Source organism: Pseudomonas sp. SAS7 (genome assembly GCF_052112345.1).
Lineage (GTDB): Bacteria > Pseudomonadota > Gammaproteobacteria > Pseudomonadales > Pseudomonadaceae > Aquipseudomonas > Aquipseudomonas putida_Q.
The window spans coordinates 200,315-216,459 of record NZ_JBEGGO010000002.1; the positions used below are offsets into that span (position 1 = coordinate 200,315).

At 63.6% G+C, this 16,145-nt stretch carries 16 protein-coding genes; 5 read left to right on the forward strand and 11 right to left on the reverse strand.

Annotation, left to right across the window (positions count from 1 at the left end; genetic code table 11):
* Nucleotides 1-173: 173 nt before the first annotated feature.
* Both ABI582_RS04475 and ABI582_RS04480 read left to right on the forward strand, forming a co-directional pair.
* Nucleotides 174-479 (forward strand): HU family DNA-binding protein, encoded by a 306-nt coding sequence (locus tag ABI582_RS04475; RefSeq protein ID WP_338745638.1) that lies wholly within the window; start codon nt 174-176, stop codon nt 477-479.
* Nucleotides 480-626: 147 nt separating this feature from the next.
* Nucleotides 627-1,001, forward strand: coding sequence for an SCP2 sterol-binding domain-containing protein (locus tag ABI582_RS04480; RefSeq protein ID WP_016502241.1), 375 nt, complete (start codon nt 627-629; stop codon nt 999-1,001).
* 122 nt (nt 1,002-1,123) lie between these two features.
* Here the strand turns inward: ABI582_RS04480 and ABI582_RS04485 are convergent, their stop codons facing one another.
* The 6 genes from ABI582_RS04485 to exbB form a co-directional block, all read right to left on the reverse strand.
* Nucleotides 1,124-2,527, reverse strand: a complete 1,404-nt coding sequence (locus tag ABI582_RS04485; RefSeq protein WP_442118507.1) for an HDOD domain-containing protein — start codon at nt 2,525-2,527, stop codon at nt 1,124-1,126.
* A 78-nt stretch (nt 2,528-2,605) separates the two neighbouring features.
* Complete coding sequence (gene recG / locus ABI582_RS04490; protein ID WP_442118508.1) at nt 2,606-4,684, reverse strand: ATP-dependent DNA helicase RecG; 2,079 nt, start codon at nt 4,682-4,684, stop codon at nt 2,606-2,608.
* A gap of 3 nt (nt 4,685-4,687) precedes the next feature.
* The gene (locus tag ABI582_RS04495) at nt 4,688-5,614 is read right to left on the reverse strand and encodes a hydrogen peroxide-inducible genes activator (protein ID WP_043199836.1); all 927 of its coding nucleotides are present in this window, start codon (nt 5,612-5,614) and stop codon (nt 4,688-4,690) included.
* Nucleotides 5,615-5,708: 94 nt separating this feature from the next.
* On the reverse strand, nt 5,709-6,440 hold the full coding sequence (locus ABI582_RS04500) for an energy transducer TonB (RefSeq protein ID WP_338745634.1): 732 nt from the start codon (nt 6,438-6,440) through the stop codon (nt 5,709-5,711).
* On the reverse strand, nt 6,437-6,865 hold the full coding sequence (gene exbD / locus ABI582_RS04505; protein WP_003253367.1) for a TonB system transport protein ExbD: 429 nt from the start codon (nt 6,863-6,865) through the stop codon (nt 6,437-6,439). Before exbD ends, ABI582_RS04500 begins: the two co-directional genes overlap by 4 nt.
* Nucleotides 6,866-6,868: 3 nt before the next feature.
* Nucleotides 6,869-7,852 carry a tonB-system energizer ExbB gene (gene exbB, locus ABI582_RS04510; protein WP_442118509.1) on the reverse strand — a complete coding sequence of 328 codons (984 nt, stop codon included), beginning with the start codon at nt 7,850-7,852 and terminating at the stop codon, nt 6,869-6,871.
* A gap of 190 nt (nt 7,853-8,042) precedes the next feature.
* Here exbB and ABI582_RS04515 point away from each other — a divergent pair, with 190 nt between their 5' ends.
* Nucleotides 8,043-8,900, forward strand: a complete 858-nt coding sequence (locus ABI582_RS04515) for an NAD-dependent epimerase/dehydratase family protein (protein ID WP_442118510.1) — start codon at nt 8,043-8,045, stop codon at nt 8,898-8,900.
* A gap of 110 nt (nt 8,901-9,010) precedes the next feature.
* Here ABI582_RS04515 and ABI582_RS04520 read toward each other — a convergent pair whose 3' ends face one another.
* The 5 genes from ABI582_RS04520 to ABI582_RS04540 all read right to left on the reverse strand — a co-directional run bounded on the left by ABI582_RS04520 (nt 9,011) and on the right by ABI582_RS04540 (nt 13,690).
* A complete protein-coding gene (locus tag ABI582_RS04520; protein ID WP_442118511.1) occupies nt 9,011-9,742 on the reverse strand; it encodes a hypothetical protein in 732 nt (243 codons plus the stop codon).
* A gap of 56 nt (nt 9,743-9,798) precedes the next feature.
* Nucleotides 9,799-10,179 carry a RidA family protein gene (locus tag ABI582_RS04525; RefSeq protein ID WP_043199829.1) on the reverse strand — a complete coding sequence of 127 codons (381 nt, stop codon included), beginning with the start codon at nt 10,177-10,179 and terminating at the stop codon, nt 9,799-9,801.
* Nucleotides 10,180-10,202: 23 nt separating this feature from the next.
* On the reverse strand, nt 10,203-12,311 hold the full coding sequence (gene spoT / locus ABI582_RS04530) for a bifunctional GTP diphosphokinase/guanosine-3',5'-bis pyrophosphate 3'-pyrophosphohydrolase (RefSeq protein WP_019471052.1): 2,109 nt from the start codon (nt 12,309-12,311) through the stop codon (nt 10,203-10,205).
* Nucleotides 12,312-12,370: 59 nt separating this feature from the next.
* Nucleotides 12,371-12,634, reverse strand: a complete 264-nt coding sequence (gene rpoZ, locus ABI582_RS04535; protein WP_003253383.1) for a DNA-directed RNA polymerase subunit omega — start codon at nt 12,632-12,634, stop codon at nt 12,371-12,373.
* Nucleotides 12,635-12,817: 183 nt separating this feature from the next.
* Nucleotides 12,818-13,690: a LysR family transcriptional regulator gene (locus ABI582_RS04540; protein WP_019471051.1), complete on the reverse strand. Its 873-nt coding sequence runs from the start codon at nt 13,688-13,690 to the stop codon at nt 12,818-12,820.
* Between the two features lie 205 nt (nt 13,691-13,895).
* Here ABI582_RS04540 and ABI582_RS04545 point away from each other — a divergent pair, with 205 nt between their 5' ends.
* On the forward strand, nt 13,896-15,278 hold the full coding sequence (locus tag ABI582_RS04545; protein WP_016502231.1) for a glutamine synthetase family protein: 1,383 nt from the start codon (nt 13,896-13,898) through the stop codon (nt 15,276-15,278).
* A 4-nt stretch (nt 15,279-15,282) separates the two neighbouring features.
* Nucleotides 15,283-16,056 carry a gamma-glutamyl-gamma-aminobutyrate hydrolase family protein gene (locus ABI582_RS04550; RefSeq protein ID WP_019471049.1) on the forward strand — a complete coding sequence of 258 codons (774 nt, stop codon included), beginning with the start codon at nt 15,283-15,285 and terminating at the stop codon, nt 16,054-16,056.
* Nucleotides 16,057-16,145: the final 89 nt, after the last annotated feature.

A 16,145-nucleotide genomic window follows, 5' to 3' on the forward strand; every position in this document is an offset into this window, starting at 1 on the left:
GTCGGATTTATCCTGTTGTTGCCTGCACAATGGCCGGCCTGATACTGGCGCGGCCCCTGAGCACGTGCCATTCTCACTTCCGTCTGCCGCAGATTAGAGCCTGCGGTGCCTTGAGCGCTGCTCCCAAAGGCAGCACGGCATAACAACAAGAATTCCGTCAAAGAGGCTTCACTATGCGCAAACCAGAACTCGCCGCCGTCATCGCCGAAAAGACTGAGCTGACCAAGGAAAAGGCCAATCAGGTGTTGAACGCGATTCTCGACAGCATCACCGGTGCCCTGGACAAGGACACGGTGACCCTGGTCGGTTTCGGCACCTTCGAAAAACGTCATCGCGGCGCGCGTACCGGCAAAAACCCGCAAACGGGTGAGCCGGTAAAGATCAAAGCCAGCAATACCGTGGCCTTCAAGCCAGGCAAGAACCTCAAGGACAGCGTCAATCCACCGGCCCCGCCAGCCAAGGCCGCCAAGAAAAAGTAAGCTTCTGCTGACGATTCGTTGATCCCGAACGGGCGCCTTCATGGCGCCCGTTGTGCTTTACACGCGCTAACTGCTGCGAACTTGCATAAAAAGGTCGTTAAGAGGATAAACTGCGAAACTTAGTCACTTTTCAATCGAGGCGTGTCGATGAAGTTCCGCTTTCTTCTCTGGGCCATGGGGCTTTTGATGGCCAGGGCCAGCCGTAACAACCCGGCATTCCAGCAGCAGCTCAAGGGCAAGGACCTAGTGTTCCAGATGCAGACCCTGGACGGCAAGGTTGCCCGGCACTTCGTCGTCAACAACGAGCGCATCAGCAGCAAGGGCGGCGCACATCCGCAGCCGGCCTTCGCCATCGCCTTCAAGGACGCTGCCTACGGCTACGCCACGATGCAGGCGGGCAACAAGCAGTTGGCGTTCATGCAGGGGATTCAGGACAAGAACATCCAGATCAAGGGCAACCCGGCGCTGGTGATGTGGTTCCAGGGGCTGATGAAGTACCTGAAACCGAAGAAGAAAGGCTGAAATTGCCGGGGCTGCTGCGCAGCCCATCGCGACACAAGGCCGCTCCCACAGGGCCCTGCATACGCCGATCAATGTGGGAGCGGCCTTGTGTCGCGATGGGCCGCAAAGCGGCCCCAATGGTCTTAATGCGGCGCTTGAAACTGCGAAGCGAGTTCGCGCAGCAGGGTCTCGGCCTCGAGCACCTTGTTCACCACATCTTCAGCCTTTTCCCTGGTAATCCCAAGGCGCTCCAACAACTCGTCAGGAATCTCTTCCTGCGGCCCGGAGCCAATCCCCCGCGAGCGCAACAGGCGGGTGGCCAGGCACACCAGGTTGGGGAACGCCGAATACTCGCCGTCGTAGGCCGGGTCGTGCTGGAAGCGCAGCGCGGTCGACAGCTCTTCGGGCATGTCCCACAGCTTCATCAGCCAGGCACCGATCTGTTCGCGGTTGATACCCAGCAGGTGCTGTTCCACGTAGGTGTGGTTCAGGTGCGGGTTGACCTCCAGGTGGCGGCAAATCAGCGAGAAGTGTGGCGGGAACACGTGCGCCAGCAGCAGGTAGCCGAAGTTGTGCAGCAGCCCGGCCAGGTAGGTCAGACCGGCTTCGGGGCGTTCTGCCCGAGGCATGGCGCGGGTCAGGCTTTCGATGATCGCGGCAGTGTAGATCGACTGCTGCCAGTAGGGTGTGGCCTGCTGCGGCTGGTCTTTCGGCAGGCTCAAGGTCTTGCCCAGCGCCAGGCCCAGGGCCAGGTTGATCACCAGGTCAAAGCCCAGCACACGCACGATGGCGTCTTCCACCGAGCGGATCTTGCCCGGCGAAGCGTAGTAGGGCGACGCCGCCCAGCTCACGACCTGGGCCGCCAGCGCCGGGTCGGTTTCGACCACGCCGGTAATGTCATCGATGCTCGCGTTGGGGTCTACCCGCAGCTTGATGATCTTCTGCGCGGTATCGGCCAGTGGCGGGATCTCGATGGTTTCTTCCAGGCGTTTCTGGATGCGCCGGGCAGTGAAGGCCTGAACGGCATTGGTGATTTCCAGGGTGTCGTCATGGGGGCGGTCGAGGTTGGGGCTGATGGCCTCGACCTCCTGGCCGAAGCTGCTGGCGCTTGCCTTGGCCAGCATGCGCTTGAAGTGGGCGCGCTCGATCTCCAGCAGCAGCCTGCTTTCGCCAGACTGGATGTATACGGTCTCGGCGTCCAGCAGGCTCTTTTCGTACTGGCACGGTGAGCTGGTCAGCGCGGGAATGCCGGGTAGGGCTTTGAGCTGGTGCTTGTCGAGCATTTGCTTGAGCCGTGGCACCGACACCGCGGTCAGCTTGCGCCCGGTCAGCTCGGCCAGGCGGTTGAGGTCCAGCAGTTGGCTCTGCGGGAACAGCACCATGAGGGCGCCGACCTCGTCGTCGAGAAGCACCGCCTGCACCCGCGAAGCCGCAGGCAGCTGCGGGTGTTCGACCACCTCGCGGTAGACCACGCCGAGCTTGTCGAGCAGCAGCCTGATAACAGAGGGGGCGTGTGGGGTTGCGGTGTCCAGGGCAACTTCAGTCATGGTCCGTATCCACTGATTCTTTTAAACGCGAAGTATAACCAGCCTGCGAGCAAATCTGGATCCATTCTGGGACTAGCGTCACACTTGGCCATATTGCTGACCATGGCGCAGCCAGCGGTCGAGCAGCGGGCTGACATGGTCCGGCCAGCGGGCCACCAGGGCCTGGGCGGCATCGCGCACAGCCGGTAACAGGTCGGCGTCGCGCATCAGGTCGGCGACCTTGAACTGCAGCAGGCCGGTCTGGCGTGTACCCAGCATCTCGCCTGGGCCGCGTAGTTCGAGGTCTTTCTCGGCAATGATGAAGCCGTCGTTGGTCTCGCGCATGATGCCTAAGCGCTCGCGGCCGATCTGCGACAGCGGCGGGTGGTACAACAGCACGCAATGGCTGACGGCACTGCCCCGGCCAACCCGGCCGCGCAGCTGGTGCAACTGGGCCAGGCCCAGGCGTTCGGGGTTTTCGATGATCATCAGGCTGGCGTTGGGGACGTCCACGCCTACTTCGATGACAGTGGTGGCGACCAGCAGCTGCAATTCACCGGCCTTGAACTGCGCCATGATTTCGGCTTTTTCCGCAGGCTTCATACGGCCGTGGATCAGGCCCACACGCAATTCGCCCAGGGCGCTGCCGAGTTCTTCATACGTGCTTTCGGCAGCCTGGCAGGTCAGCTCTTCGGATTCTTCGATCAGGGTGCACACCCAGTAGGCCTGACGGCCTTCGGCGCAGGCGGCGCGAACCCGTTCGACCACCTCGAAGCGACGGCTGTCGGCTACCAGCACGGTGTTTACCGGGGTACGCCCAGGCGGCAATTCGTCGAGCACCGAGGTGTCCAGGTCGGCGTAAGCGCTCATGGCCAGGGTGCGCGGGATGGGCGTGGCGGTCATGATCAGCTGGTGCGGGCACAACTCGCCGGCCACGCCTTTCTTGCGCAGGGCCAGGCGTTGCTGCACGCCAAAACGGTGCTGTTCGTCGATGATCGCCAGGGCCAGGTGCTTGAATTTTACTTCTTCCTGGAACAGCGCGTGGGTGCCGACCACCATCGGCGCACCATTGGCAATCTGCTCCAGGGCGCTGAGCCGGGCCTTGCCCTTGAGCTTGCCGGCCAGCCAGGCCACTTCGATGCCCAGCGGCTCGAGCCAGCGCTTGAAGGTGATGAAGTGCTGTTCGGCGAGGATCTCGGTGGGCGCCATCAGCGCCACCTGATAGCCGGCTTCCAGCCCTTGCAGGGCTGCCAGTGCGGCGACCACGGTCTTGCCGGCACCGACATCGCCCTGCACCAGGCGCATCATCGGCTCGTGCTGGCTGAGGTCGTAGGCAATTTCGTTGGCCACCCGCTGCTGTGCGCCAGTCGGCTGAAAGCCCAGGTTGGCCAGGTACTGCGCCTGCAGGCGCGTGGCTTTGGGCAGCACCGGTGCCCGCAGGCTGCGCAGGCTCTCGCGCAGGCGTTGCTGCGACAGCTGGTGGGTCAGCAGCTCTTCGAAGGCCAGGCGGTGCTGAGCCCAGTGCTGGCCTTCGGCAAGTTCGTCGAGGTCGGCGTCGGCCGGCGGGTTGTGCAGGTAACGGATGGCATCGTCCAGCGGCGCCAATTGGTAGTCCCGGGCCAGCTCGTCAGGCAGCCAGTCGGGCAGGCTGCGCGGGCCAAGCAGGCCCAGGCTCTGCTGGCACAACAGGCGCAGGCGTTGCTGGGTGAGGCCTTCGGTGGACGGGTAGATCGGCGTCAGGGTCTGTTCGACCGGTGGCGGCGGCTCGTCGCCGTTCAGCGCGCGGTATTCCGGGTGGTAGATTTCCAGGCCCGAGGCACCGGGGCGGGCTTCGCCGTAACAGCGCAGGTGGGTGCCACGTTTCAGGCCTTCCTTCTGCGCGTTGCTGAAGTGGTAGAAGCGCAACGTCAGCACGCCGCTGCCGTCGCCCAGGCGCACCACAAGGCTGCGGCGCTTGCCCATGGTCACGTCGGTACCACTGACCACACCTTCGATAACCGCATCCTGGCCGGGCCGCAGCTGGCCGATCGGCACCACGCGGGTGCGGTCCTGGTAGCGCAGGGGCAGGTGGAACAGCACATCCTGCAGGTTCTCCAGGCCGACCTTGGCGAGTTTTTCCGCCATGGCCTCGCCAACACCCTTGAGTACCGTGACCGGGACCTTCGACAGCTCACTCATGACTCAGGCCGGTTGTTCCGCAGGGGCTTTGGCGACCGAGCACAGGCGGATCGAGTCGGCGAGGATCTCGATGGCCTTGGGCCGTGGGAAGCTGGCGCGCCAGGCGATGGCCACGGTGCGGAACGGTGCCGGTGCCGTAAGCGGGCGAACTTCGATGACGCCAGGGGCGTAGTGATGGCTGTGCACCGCCGACAGTGGCAGGATCGACACGCCAAGGCCCGAGGCCACCATGTGGCGGATGGTTTCCAGCGAGCTGGATTCGACCGTGGTATGCCTGGCGCCTTCGCCGCCCTTGTTCAGGGTCGGGCAGGCTTCCAGTACCTGGTCGCGGAAACAGTGGCCCTCACCGAGCAACAGCAGGCTCTTGTCGTTGAGCATGGCGGTGTCGATGGTCTTTTTTGCCGTCCATGGGTGGTCGGCGGGCATCAGGGCGCAGAACGGCTCGTCGTACAGCGGCAGGGTCAGCACGTCGGCTTCGTTGAACGGCAGGGCGATGATTACTGCATCCAGCTCGCCGTTACGCAGCTTTTCACGTAGCACGTGGGTGAAGTTTTCTTCGATGTACAGCGGCATCTGCGGCGCCACGCGGTGCAGTTGCGGGATCAGGTGCGGGAACAGGTAGGGGCCGACGGTGTAGATGGCACCGACCTTGAGCGGGGCGGTCAGCTGGTTCTTGCCAGCCTGGGCCAGTTCGCGAATGCCTTGGGCCTGCTCCAGTACCTTCTGCGCCTGGGCGACGATGCTCTCGCCGACCGGGGTCAGGCGTACCGCGCTTTTGCTGCGCTCGAAGATCAGAACGCCAAGCTCGTCCTCGAGCTTCTTCACACCGACCGACAGGGTCGGCTGGCTCACGTGGCAGCGTTCGGCGGCATGGCCGAAGTGCTGTTCCTGGGCGAGTGTGACGATGTAGCGTAATTCGGTGAGGGTCATAACGTGCGTCCATGAAGTTGCGGGCCCAGCATAGCGGCTGCAATCGATAGACGCACGTTATCAGAGTTGCCGATTTGTGACAGAAGCAAAAGTCTTAGCGGCGGTCCAGCGAGTAGACGAACGGTGCCACGACTTCGATCGTGCCATTGTTCAGCAACTCGGGTGGCGGCTTGGGTACCGTGCCGGCTCGACGGATCATTTCCAGGGTCGCCCGGTCCAGTGCGGCACTGCCCGAACCACCGGCCATGGAGTACGACACTACCTTGCCTTCGGCGTCGACCACGAAGCGCAGGCGGTTGATGCCTTGCAGGCCGCGACGGCGCGCGTCTTCCGGGTAACGCTTGTACTTGGCCAGGTGGCGCAGCAGGTCACTCTGCCAGGTTGGCAGGGCGTTGCTGTTGGACGCAATGCTCGGCGCCGGTGCCGCGGACTTCTGCGGTGGCGTGTTGCTTGGCGGTGCGTCTACCGTTTGCTCGGTGGGCGGCGCTTCCTTCGGCGGCTCAGGCTTCTTCTCGGGCTTGGGCGGCTGTGGCTTGGCCTTCGGCTTGGGCGGCTTGGGGATGGCGATCTTGGGCTTGGGTGCTTCCACAAGCTTGGGCAACGGCGGTTCTTCGACCGGTGCCGGTGGCTGTGGCGCCGCTTTTGGTGGCGGTGGTGGCGCAGGCTCCGGTAACGGTGCCAGCTCGACCATCATGGCTGCCGGGGGCAGTTCGATGGCCTGGGGCACCGACCAGTTGAGCGTCAGCAGCACGGCGACCACGTGCACGCCCAGCACGATCGCCAGGCTGCCACCGTAGCGCGCCATGTTTGAGCGCGTTTTCGTCATTTCTTGGCTGCCGTCTCGAGACCTACCAGACCGACCTTGAGGTAGCCGGCCGCGCGCATGTTGTTCATCACTTCCATCAGGTCGCCGTAATCCACGCCTTTGTCAGCCTGGAAGAAGATGGTGGTTTCCTTGTCACCCTTGGTCTTGGCGTCGAGCATCGGGCCAAGCTGGTCGGGCGCAGCCACCTGATCGTCGCCGACGTACAGCTTCTGGTCGGCCTTGACGCTGACGAACACCGGTTTCTCCGGCCTGGGCGCCGGTTTGGCGGTTGAAGCCGGCAGGTCGACCTTGATGTCGACCGTGGCCAGGGGGGCAGCGACCATGAAGATGATCAGCAGCACCAACATCACGTCGATGAACGGCGTAACGTTGATTTCGTGGTTTTCGGCGAGGTCGTCGCCACCTTCGTTGAGATGCAGGCCCATGGCTTACCCCACTTTCACCATGTGCGGGGCGGCGCGATCGCTGCCCTGGTGGTCCAGGTCACGGCTGACCAGCAGCAGTACCTGGGCGGAGGCGTCGGACACCTGGGCCTTGTAGCCGGCAATGGAGCGGGCGAAGACGTTGTAGATGACCACAGCCGGGATTGCAGCAACCAGGCCCAGAGCGGTAGCCAGCAGGGCTTCGGCGATACCTGGGGCAACTACCGCCAGGTTGGTGGTCTGGGTCTTGGCGATGCCGATGAAGCTGTTCATGATGCCCCATACGGTACCGAACAGGCCGACGAACGGCGCGGTGGAACCGATGGTGGCGAGTACGCCGGTGCCGCTGCTCATGGTACGACCGCTGGCGTGAACCAGGCGCTCCAGACGGAAGCTGACGCGCTCCTTGATGCCTTCTTTTTCGCGGGCATTGGCCGACAGGCGCATCTCTTCAAGCGCGTCGTGGACCAAGGTGTGGGACAGGGTGCCTTCCTTGTTGGACACGTCGCTGGCTTCTTTCAGGCTGGCGGATTTCTTCAGTTTGGCGATTTCGCCACGCAGGCGACGCTTGGCGCCCATCAGCTCGAAGCCTTTGGCGATCCAGATGGTCCAGGTGATGATGGAGGCGATGGCCAGGCCGATCATGACGATCTTCACCACGATGTCGGCGTTCTTGTACATGCCCCATGGGGACAGGTCGTGCGCCATGCCCAGCGAGGTGTCTTCAACCAGGGCTTCCACGCTCGGGTCTACCGCGGCCGGTGCATCAGCCGGGGTGGCAGCAGTGGCATCGGCAGCAGGCGCCTGCGCATCGGCAGCCGGGGCAGCAGCAGGTGCGGCCGGGGCAGTGGCGGCAGCCGGCGTGGCACCGTTGGTGGTTGGCTCATCGGCCATGGCCACCGGGGCCAGCACCAGGCTGAGTGTCAGCGCGGCGATGGCGCGCCAGGCGCGCGACGGGGTTGGCGAAGCGGAAGGTTGATTACGTGTCATGCTGGCCGGACCTGATGAAGAAAAAAGTGAACGTTCTCCAAGGCCTCGAGGTAGGCCGAGAACAAATTGGCGGCCATTATTGCAAGTAATTCTTGTTAACAAAAGTAATCTTGTTGCTTTTTTCGCCTATGGTCTAGCCATCCATCGTGTAGCGTGGCCGGGCTGATCAATTGGTCTAGGGAGTTTAGAGATGTCAGACCTTTCCGTGATGGTGGTGGGTTGTGGTGATGTAGGTGGGCGTCTGGCCCTGCAAATGTTGGCCAAAGGCTGGCGGGTAAGCGGCCTGCGCCGCGCTGTCGGGCAGCTGCCTGCGGGCGTTCAACCGGTTGCCGCAGACTTGGCCGAACCGTCGATCCCGCAAGCCTGGCCACAGGGTCCGCTGGATTACCTGGTGTACTGCGTGGCGGCCAGCCAGCACGACGAGGCCGGTTACCAGGCGGCCTATGTGGATGGTTTGCGCCATGTGCTGGCCTGGCTGGCCGAGCGAGGCCAGTGCCCCCGTCGCCTGTTGTTCGTCTCCAGCAGCAGCGTTTATGCGCAGAAGGACGGCGAGTGGATCGAGGAAGGCGCGGCCACGGAGCCTGAAGGTTATTCCGGGCGGGTGATGCTGGAGGCTGAGCGGCTGGCGCTGGCCAGTGGTATCCCGGCGAGCGTTGTGCGCCTGACGGGCATTTACGGTCCAGGCCGCGAGTGGCTGTTGAGCCAGGTGCGCCAGGGTTACCGTGTGGCTGAGGAGCCACCGCTGTATGGCAACCGCATCCACGCCGAGGATGCCGCCAGCCTGTTGGCGTTTCTGCTGCTGGCCGATGCCGAGGGCAAGGTGCTGGACGACTACTACATTGGCGTTGATGACGACCCGGCACCACTGGCCGACGTGGTGGCCTGGCTGCGGGCATACATGGGGGTGACCGAGTGGTCCGATGAGCAGCGGGTGCGGCGTACCGGCAGCAAGCGCTGCAGCAACGCCCGGGCCCGGGCGCTGGGCTGGGCGCCGGTGTACCCAAGCTACAAGGAAGGCTATGCAGCCATCCTGAAAGGAGGGCGTTGAATTTACCGGCCTCTTCGCGGGTAAACCCGCTCCCACAGGGATATCACAAGGCCTGAAGAAGGTGATTACCCGCGAAGAGGCCAGTGCATTCAGTGCAAACGCAGCAGGACTCAGCTGCGCTCCAGCACCCACTGGCGCTTGCCCGCGGCCAGTTCCGGCATTTCATCCGGTTGCGCACGGTTTACCGCCTGGAAAATCTCCAGCTTGTCGCCATCACGCTTGATGATGAACGGTGCACCACGCTGGTTACGCTCCAGCCACAGGCTGTCATTGCTGCCGCCCATGGTCGCGCAGTCGCCTGCCAGGCACAGTGCGAAGCGGTCTGGCCCCGGCAGGCCAGTGACGTTGCCGGTGTCGCTGAAGCGCACGCTGGCACCTTTGCCCTCGCCTTCGACCACCTTCCAGTTGCCGCCCAGGTAGGCCTGGTACAGCGCTTTCTCGAAGCTGCTGCCCAGCGGCGCATTGGCAGTCGCCGGCGCCTTGGCGCGGACGAAGGTTTGCTTGGCGCCGCGCTGGTCGACGGCTTGCAGCTCGTCGCCATCGAGCGACAGCTGCTCGGTCTGGCCGCCCTCGAAGCTGGCCTGCCATTGCTTGTCATTGGCGCTCAACTGGCCGTCAGCGGCCTCGAAACCATTGCTGTAGCTGGCCTGCTGGCTGGCAACGTCGAGCTTCCATTCGAACACCGGGCCGTGTTCATTCAGCGCTTGGCGCAGGCTGCCGCCCTTGACCGCAGCAGTGATGGCCTCCTGGTTGATCCAGGTGCCGTTGAAATCTTCGGGTTTGTGGCTGGCGCAGCCGCCCAGTAGCAGGGCTGCCAGCGCGAGGGGCAGTGCTTGACGCATGACGGGGTAACCTTGCAAAGGAGGGGTGACGGGCAGGGCGCCCGTCACCGGGGGCATCATTCGATGACCAGGATGGCGTCCATTTCGACCTGGGCGCCTTTCGGCAGCGCGGCAACGCCAATGGCGGCGCGGGCCGGGTAGGGCTGTTCGAAGTAGCGGCCCATTACCTCGTTGACCTTGGCGAAGTGGCTCAGGTCGGTGAGGAAGATGTTCAGCTTGACGATGTCCTTGAACGAACCGCCAGCGGCTTCAGCCACGGACTTGAGGTTCTCGAACACCTGCACGGTCTGGGCTTCGAAGCCTTCGACCAGTTCCATGGTCTTGGGGTCCAGCGGGATCTGGCCCGACATGTACACCGTGTTGCCGGCCTTGATCGCCTGCGAGTAGGTGCCGATGGCGGCAGGTGCCTTGTCGCTATTGATGACGGTCTTGCTCATGATGACTCCTTGCGGTTGGCGGACTACGTACGCATGCGGGTGATGCGGACCACGCCGGTCAGGGTACGCAGCTTCTTGATCACACGCGCCAGGTGCACACGGTCGTGCACGCTGACCACTAGTTGGACCACGCTGATACGGCCGTCGCGTTCGTCCATGCTGATCTTCTCGATGTTGCCGTCGGCGGCGTTGACGCTGCTGGCCAGCAGGGCGATAAGGCCGCGCTGGTGCTCCAGTTCGACACGCAGTTCGACATTGAACTCACCGGTGATGTCCTTGGCCCAGGAAAGCTGAACGCACTTTTCCGGGTTATGGCGGATTTCACTGATGTTGCGGCAATTCTCCAGGTGCACGACCATGCCCTTGCCGGCCGACAGGTGGCCGACGATCGGGTCGCCAGGGATAGGCGTGCAGCACTTGGCGTAGCTCAGCACCAGGCCTTCGGTGCCGCGGATCGCCAGCGGGCCTTCCGGCGCAGGCAACTGCTCGCCTTCAGCCGACAACAGCCGTCGCGCGACCACGTAGGCCATGCGGTTGCCCAGGCCGATGTCTTCGAGCAGGTCTTCGATCAGTTCCAGGCGGTACTCGGCGAGAATCGCCTGAATGCGCTCCTGGGGGATTTTCTCCAGGCTGCTGTCGAAGCCGGTGAGCACCTTGTTCAGCAGGCGTTCGCCCAGGCTGATGGACTCGGAGCGGCGCTGTTGTTTGAGCGCGTGGCGGATGTGCGTGCGCGCCTTGCCTGTCACCACGAAGTTGAGCCAGGCCGGGTTCGGCCGTGCGCCCGGGGCGCTGACGATTTCCACCGTCGAGCCGCTTTGCAGCGGTTCGGACAGCGGCGCCAGGCGGCGGTTGATGCGGCAGGCGATGCAGCTGTTGCCGACGTCGGTGTGCACCGCGTAGGCGAAGTCCACCGCCGTGGAGCCTTTGGGCAGCTCCATGATGCGGCCTTTGGGCGTGAACACGTAGACCTCGTCCGGGAACAGGTCGATCTTCACGCTCTCGATGAATTCCAGCGAGTTGCCGGCACGCTGCTGCAGTTCGAGGATGCCCTTGACCCACTGGCGCGCGCGGGCGTGGCTGCCCTTGGGCTGCTCATCGTCGTTGGACTTGTACAGCCAGTGCGCGGCAATGCCGTTGTTGGCCATCTCTTCCATCTCGCGGGTGCGGATCTGGATTTCGATGGGCACACCGTGCATGCCGAACAGCGTGGTGTGCAACGACTGGTAGCCGTTGGCCTTGGGGATCGCGATGTAATCCTTGAAGCGACCGGGCAGCGGCTTGTACAGGTTGTGCACGGCGCCGAGCACGCGGTAGCAGGTGTCGACCTTGTCGACGATGATGCGGAAGGCATACACGTCCATGATCTCGTTGAAGGCACGGCGCTTGCCGCGCATCTTCTTGTAGATGCCATAGAGGTGTTTCTGCCGGCCGCTGACCTCGCCTTCGATGCCGTCGGCAGCCAGGCAGTTGGCCAGCGAGTGCTCGATCTTGGCGACGATCTCTTTGCGGTTGCCGCGTGCGCTTTTCACCGCCCGGTGAATCAGCGACGAGCGCATCGGGTGCATGGCCTTGAAGCCGAGGTCCTCGAACTCCACGCGCACGGTGTGCATGCCCAGGCGGTTGGCGATGGGGGCGTAGATCTCCAGGGTTTCCTTGGCGATGCGCCGGCGTTTTTCGCCGGACAGCACTTCCAGGGTGCGCATGTTGTGCAGGCGGTCGGCCAGCTTGACCAGGATCACGCGAATGTCGCGGGCCATGGCCATGGCCATTTTCTGGAAGTTTTCGGCCTGCGCCTCGGCCTTGGTCTCGAAGTTCATCTGGGTCAGCTTGCTGACCCCATCGACCAGTTCGGCCACCGTCTCGCCAAATTGCTGGCTGAGGGCTTCCTTGGCGATACCGGTGTCTTCGATCACATCGTGCAGCATGGCCGCCATCAGGCTTTGATGGTCCATGTGCATGTCGGCGAGGATGCTGGCCACGGCCAGCGGGTGGGTCACGTAGGGCTCGCCGCTGCGGCGGCGCTGCCCATCGTGGGCCTGTTCGGCGTAGAAATAGGCGCGCCGGACCAGGTTGACCTGTTCGGGGCCAAGGTAGGTCGACAGCCGTTCGGCCAAGGCTTCTATACCCGGCATGGGTTCACCTCCTGCGGAGGACGAGGGCCTTGCGCCGTGCGACGTCGACCTGGCATCAATCAGACAGCCTCGTTGTTCTCGTCCTCGAAGGCGGCGAAGACCGGATCCTCGGTGACGATCTCTTCAGCGGCGATGAACTCGTTGGTGACGATGCCTTCGGCGATTTCACGCAGGGCAACAACGGTCGGTTTGTCGTTTTCCCACGCAACGCGTGGCTCTTTGCCGCCGGTCGCCAGCTGGCGAGCGCGCTTGGTCGAGAGCATGACCAGCTCGAAGCGGTTATCCACGTGTTCCAGGCAGTCTTCAACAGTTACGCGGGCCATGGTCTTCCTCAGTAGCAAATGCGGTGGGCGTGCAGCCCAGTAATGGGCAGGCGGACTCGATAGTATAAAAATTCACCAGCCAATAGGGAAGCGCTGTTTTGCCGGGCGGTCACCTTGAAGCACTATGTTTGCCCGCGAAAGGGCCGGACCAGACAGCCGCAATACTTGAGCCCGACGATAACCTCAGAGCATCGCGCCACGCAACCGCGGCGTCAGCTCTTCGAAAAGGGTCTGCACCGAGCGCAGCGCCCGGCAATCCGGCCGGGTCAGCAGCCACAGCTGGGTGTCGCAACCCGGCAGCGGTCCGCTCAGCGCATCCACGCCGGGCAGGGCGTGCACCATGTAATCCGGCAGTGCCGCCACGCCCAGGCCGGCAGTTACCAGCTGGGCGATGGTCGACATGCCGCTGCACTGGTAGCGTGGGCTTAGCCCGGGGTGCTGCTGGTTGCGCCAGACCACCGTGGGGTGGTCCTGCATCGAGTCGTCGGGGGCGATCCATGGCACGCTGACGGCCGATTCTGCCAGGCGCTCGCGCCACTGCGGCTGGCCGCAGACCACATAGGAGGTGGACCCCAGGTTGCGACCCACCAGGTGTTCCGGCGGTGTATTGGTCAGGCGCAGGGCAATGTCGGCATCGCGCCGGCTGAGGTTGGCGAAGGTGTTCGAGGTGCCCATCTCCAGCGACAAGGCCGGGTAGTTGGGCATGAACTCGGCCAGCGCCGGCAGCAGCAGGCTATGCATGACCGCCTCGGTGCAGGTCACCCGCACCGTGCCGCTTACCACCTGCTCGCCACTGGTCATGGCAATGCGCGCCGCCTCCAGCGCCTGTTCGGCGCGCTCGGCCTGCTCGGCCAGGGCCTGGGCGGTATCGGTCGGCAGGTAGCCCTTGCGGCTCTTGACGAACAAGGCGGTGCCCAGCGCCGACTCCAGCCGGCGGATCGAGCGGAATACCGTCGAAACGTCGACTTTGAGGAGCTCGGCGGCTTTGGCCAGCGAGCGGCCGCGCTCCAGTGCCAGGACCAGGGAGAGGTCGGCGTGGGTGATCTGATATTGCATTGGTGCACGCTCTGCTTGCCGAATTGCCAATGTCTGTTGCGTCAGGGCCATTTTATAGTGAAACGGCCCCCCGGAATCAATGCGTCCGGTCGGGTAACCAATCCCCACGATGGGAAAGTGAAAAAAACAACAGCTGCAACCATCGTCGCCCGTGAGGCGCCAGCCGTATCCCCACATCGCCGCAGCACATCAAAGGATGTACACCATGACGTCGGTAACCCCGTGCGCCAGTTCTTCCAGCGAGATGAATGACTTCCTCCAGGCCCATCCGGAAACGCAGTACGTCGACCTGCTGATTTCCGACATGAATGGCGTGGTACGTGGCAAGCGCATCGAGCGGGCCAGCCTGCACAAGGTGTACGAGAAAGGCATCAACCTGCCGGCTTCGCTGTTCGCCCTGGACATCAACGGTTCCACGGTAGAGAGCACCGGCCTTGGCCTGGACATTGGCGATGCCGACCGCATCTGCTTCCCGATCCCCGGCACGCTGTCGGATGAGCCGTGGCAGAAACGCCCCACCGCCCAGCTGCTGATGACCATGCACGAGATCGAAGGCGCGCCGTTTTTCGCCGACCCGCGTGAAGTGCTGCGTCAGGTGGTGAGCAAGTTCGACGATCTGGGCCTCACCATTTGCGCGGCGTTCGAGCTGGAGTTCTACCTGATCGATCAGGACAACCTCAACGGCCGCCCGCAGCCGCCGCGCTCGCCCATTTCCGGCAAGCGTCCGCAGTCGACCCAGGTGTACCTGATCGACGACCTCGACGAATATGCCGACTGCCTGCAGGACATGCTCGAAGCGGCCAAGGAGCAGGGCCTGCCTGCCGATGCCATCGTCAAGGAAAGCGCCCCGGCGCAGTTCGAGGTCAACCTGCACCACGTGGCCGACCCGCTGAAGGCCTGCGACTACGCGATCCTGCTCAAGCGGCTGATCAAGAACGTTGCCTACGACCATGAAATGGATACCACCTTCATGGCCAAGCCCTACCCGGGCCAGGCGGGCAACGGCCTGCACGTGCATATCTCGCTGCTGGACAAGAAAACCGGCAAGAACATCTTCTCGAGCGATGACCCGCTGCAAAGCGACACGCTGCGCCACGCCATTGGTGGTGTGCTGGAGACCATGCCGGCGTCGATGGCCTTCCTCTGCCCGAACATCAACTCCTACCGCCGCTTCGGCGCGCAGTTCTACGTGCCCAATGCACCGAGCTGGGGCCTGGACAACCGCACCGTGGCCGTGCGCGTGCCTACCGACAGCAGCGAAAACGTGCGCCTGGAACACCGCGTGGCCGGCGCCGATGCCAACCCGTACCTGATGCTCGCGGCAATCCTTGCCGGCGTGCATCACGGCCTGACCAACAAGGTCGAGCCGGATGCCCCGATCGAGGGCAACTCCTACGAGCAGCTGGAACAGAGCCTGCCGAACAACCTGCGTGATGCCCTGCGCGCGCTGGACGACAGCGAAGTGCTCAACCAATACATCAGCCCGGACTACATCGATATCTTCGTGGCCTGCAAGGAAAGCGAGCTGGCCGAGTTCGAAGTGTCGATTTCCGACCTTGAGTACAACTGGTACCTGCACACGGTGTAAGCCAATGAGCGCAAATGCGGTCCCCTTGATCGGTGTCAGCGCCTGCCGCCAGCAGGTGGGGAAGAACTCGTCGCACACGGTAGGCGACAAGTATGTCGAGGCGGCCGGCTTTGCCGGTTTGCCGCTGATCCTGCCGGCCCGAGACGGGGGCAGCGACACGCAGGCGCTGTTGGCCCGGCTGCACGGCATTGTTTTTACCGGCTCGCCTTCAAATATCGAACCGCATCATTACAATGGCGCCCCTAGCGTAGCCGGTACCCGGCACGATCTGGCGCGCGATCGCCTGACCCTGCCGCTGCTGCAGGCAGCGATTGCCGCCGGCGTGCCGGTGTTCTGCATCTGCCGTGGCTACCAGGAACTGAATGTGGCGCTTGGCGGCAGCCTGCACCAGCGCGTGCAGGAAATGCCCGGGTACCTTGACCACCGCGAACCTGAGGACGCACCCCTGGAGGTGCAATACGGCCCTCGTCACCCTGTCGGCATCGAGCCAGGCGGGTTGTTCGAGCGCCTGGGCCTGGCGGCGCAGTTCGAGGTCAACTCGCTGCACAGCCAGGGCATCGACCGCCTCGCCCCGGGCCTGCGTGTCGAGGCACGGGCCCCGGATGGCCTGATCGAAGCGGTATCCATGCCTGCGGCGCCGGGCTTTGTGCTTGGCGTGCAGTGGCACCCGGAGTGGCGCTTCACCGAAAACCCGGTCTCGCTGCGCCTGTTCCAGGCGTTTCGCGAGGCCTGCATTGCCTACGCGGCACGGGAGGGCGCACGGCAGGAGACATTCTGACGTCAGCCGAAGGTCTTGGATGACTGGTTCCCGGCAGCAAGCTTTCAATGAGTGAAAGCAGGCCTTGTGTGCAAGGCCTGCGAAAACAA

Bases quoted from the DNA above. Each gene is read 5' to 3' on its own strand.
- ABI582_RS04475 (WP_338745638.1), top strand. From the start codon at position 174: ATGCGCAAACCAGAACTCGCCGCCGTCATCGCCGAAAAGACTGAGCTG.
- ABI582_RS04480 (WP_016502241.1), top strand. From the start codon at position 627: ATGAAGTTCCGCTTTCTTCTCTGGGCCATGGGGCTTTTGATGGCCAGG.
- ABI582_RS04485 (WP_442118507.1), bottom strand. From the start codon at position 2,527: ATGACTGAAGTTGCCCTGGACACCGCAACCCCACACGCCCCCTCTGTT.
- recG (WP_442118508.1), bottom strand. From the start codon at position 4,684: ATGAGTGAGCTGTCGAAGGTCCCGGTCACGGTACTCAAGGGTGTTGGC.
- ABI582_RS04495 (WP_043199836.1), bottom strand. From the start codon at position 5,614: ATGACCCTCACCGAATTACGCTACATCGTCACACTCGCCCAGGAACAG.
- ABI582_RS04500 (WP_338745634.1), bottom strand. From the start codon at position 6,440: ATGACGAAAACGCGCTCAAACATGGCGCGCTACGGTGGCAGCCTGGCG.
- exbD (WP_003253367.1), bottom strand. From the start codon at position 6,865: ATGGGCCTGCATCTCAACGAAGGTGGCGACGACCTCGCCGAAAACCAC.
- exbB (WP_442118509.1), bottom strand. From the start codon at position 7,852: ATGACACGTAATCAACCTTCCGCTTCGCCAACCCCGTCGCGCGCCTGG.
- ABI582_RS04515 (WP_442118510.1), top strand. From the start codon at position 8,043: ATGTCAGACCTTTCCGTGATGGTGGTGGGTTGTGGTGATGTAGGTGGG.
- ABI582_RS04520 (WP_442118511.1), bottom strand. From the start codon at position 9,742: ATGCGTCAAGCACTGCCCCTCGCGCTGGCAGCCCTGCTACTGGGCGGC.
- ABI582_RS04525 (WP_043199829.1), bottom strand. From the start codon at position 10,179: ATGAGCAAGACCGTCATCAATAGCGACAAGGCACCTGCCGCCATCGGC.
- spoT (WP_019471052.1), bottom strand. From the start codon at position 12,311: ATGCCGGGTATAGAAGCCTTGGCCGAACGGCTGTCGACCTACCTTGGC.
- rpoZ (WP_003253383.1), bottom strand. From the start codon at position 12,634: ATGGCCCGCGTAACTGTTGAAGACTGCCTGGAACACGTGGATAACCGC.
- ABI582_RS04540 (WP_019471051.1), bottom strand. From the start codon at position 13,690: ATGCAATATCAGATCACCCACGCCGACCTCTCCCTGGTCCTGGCACTG.
- ABI582_RS04545 (WP_016502231.1), top strand. From the start codon at position 13,896: ATGACGTCGGTAACCCCGTGCGCCAGTTCTTCCAGCGAGATGAATGAC.
- ABI582_RS04550 (WP_019471049.1), top strand. From the start codon at position 15,283: ATGAGCGCAAATGCGGTCCCCTTGATCGGTGTCAGCGCCTGCCGCCAG.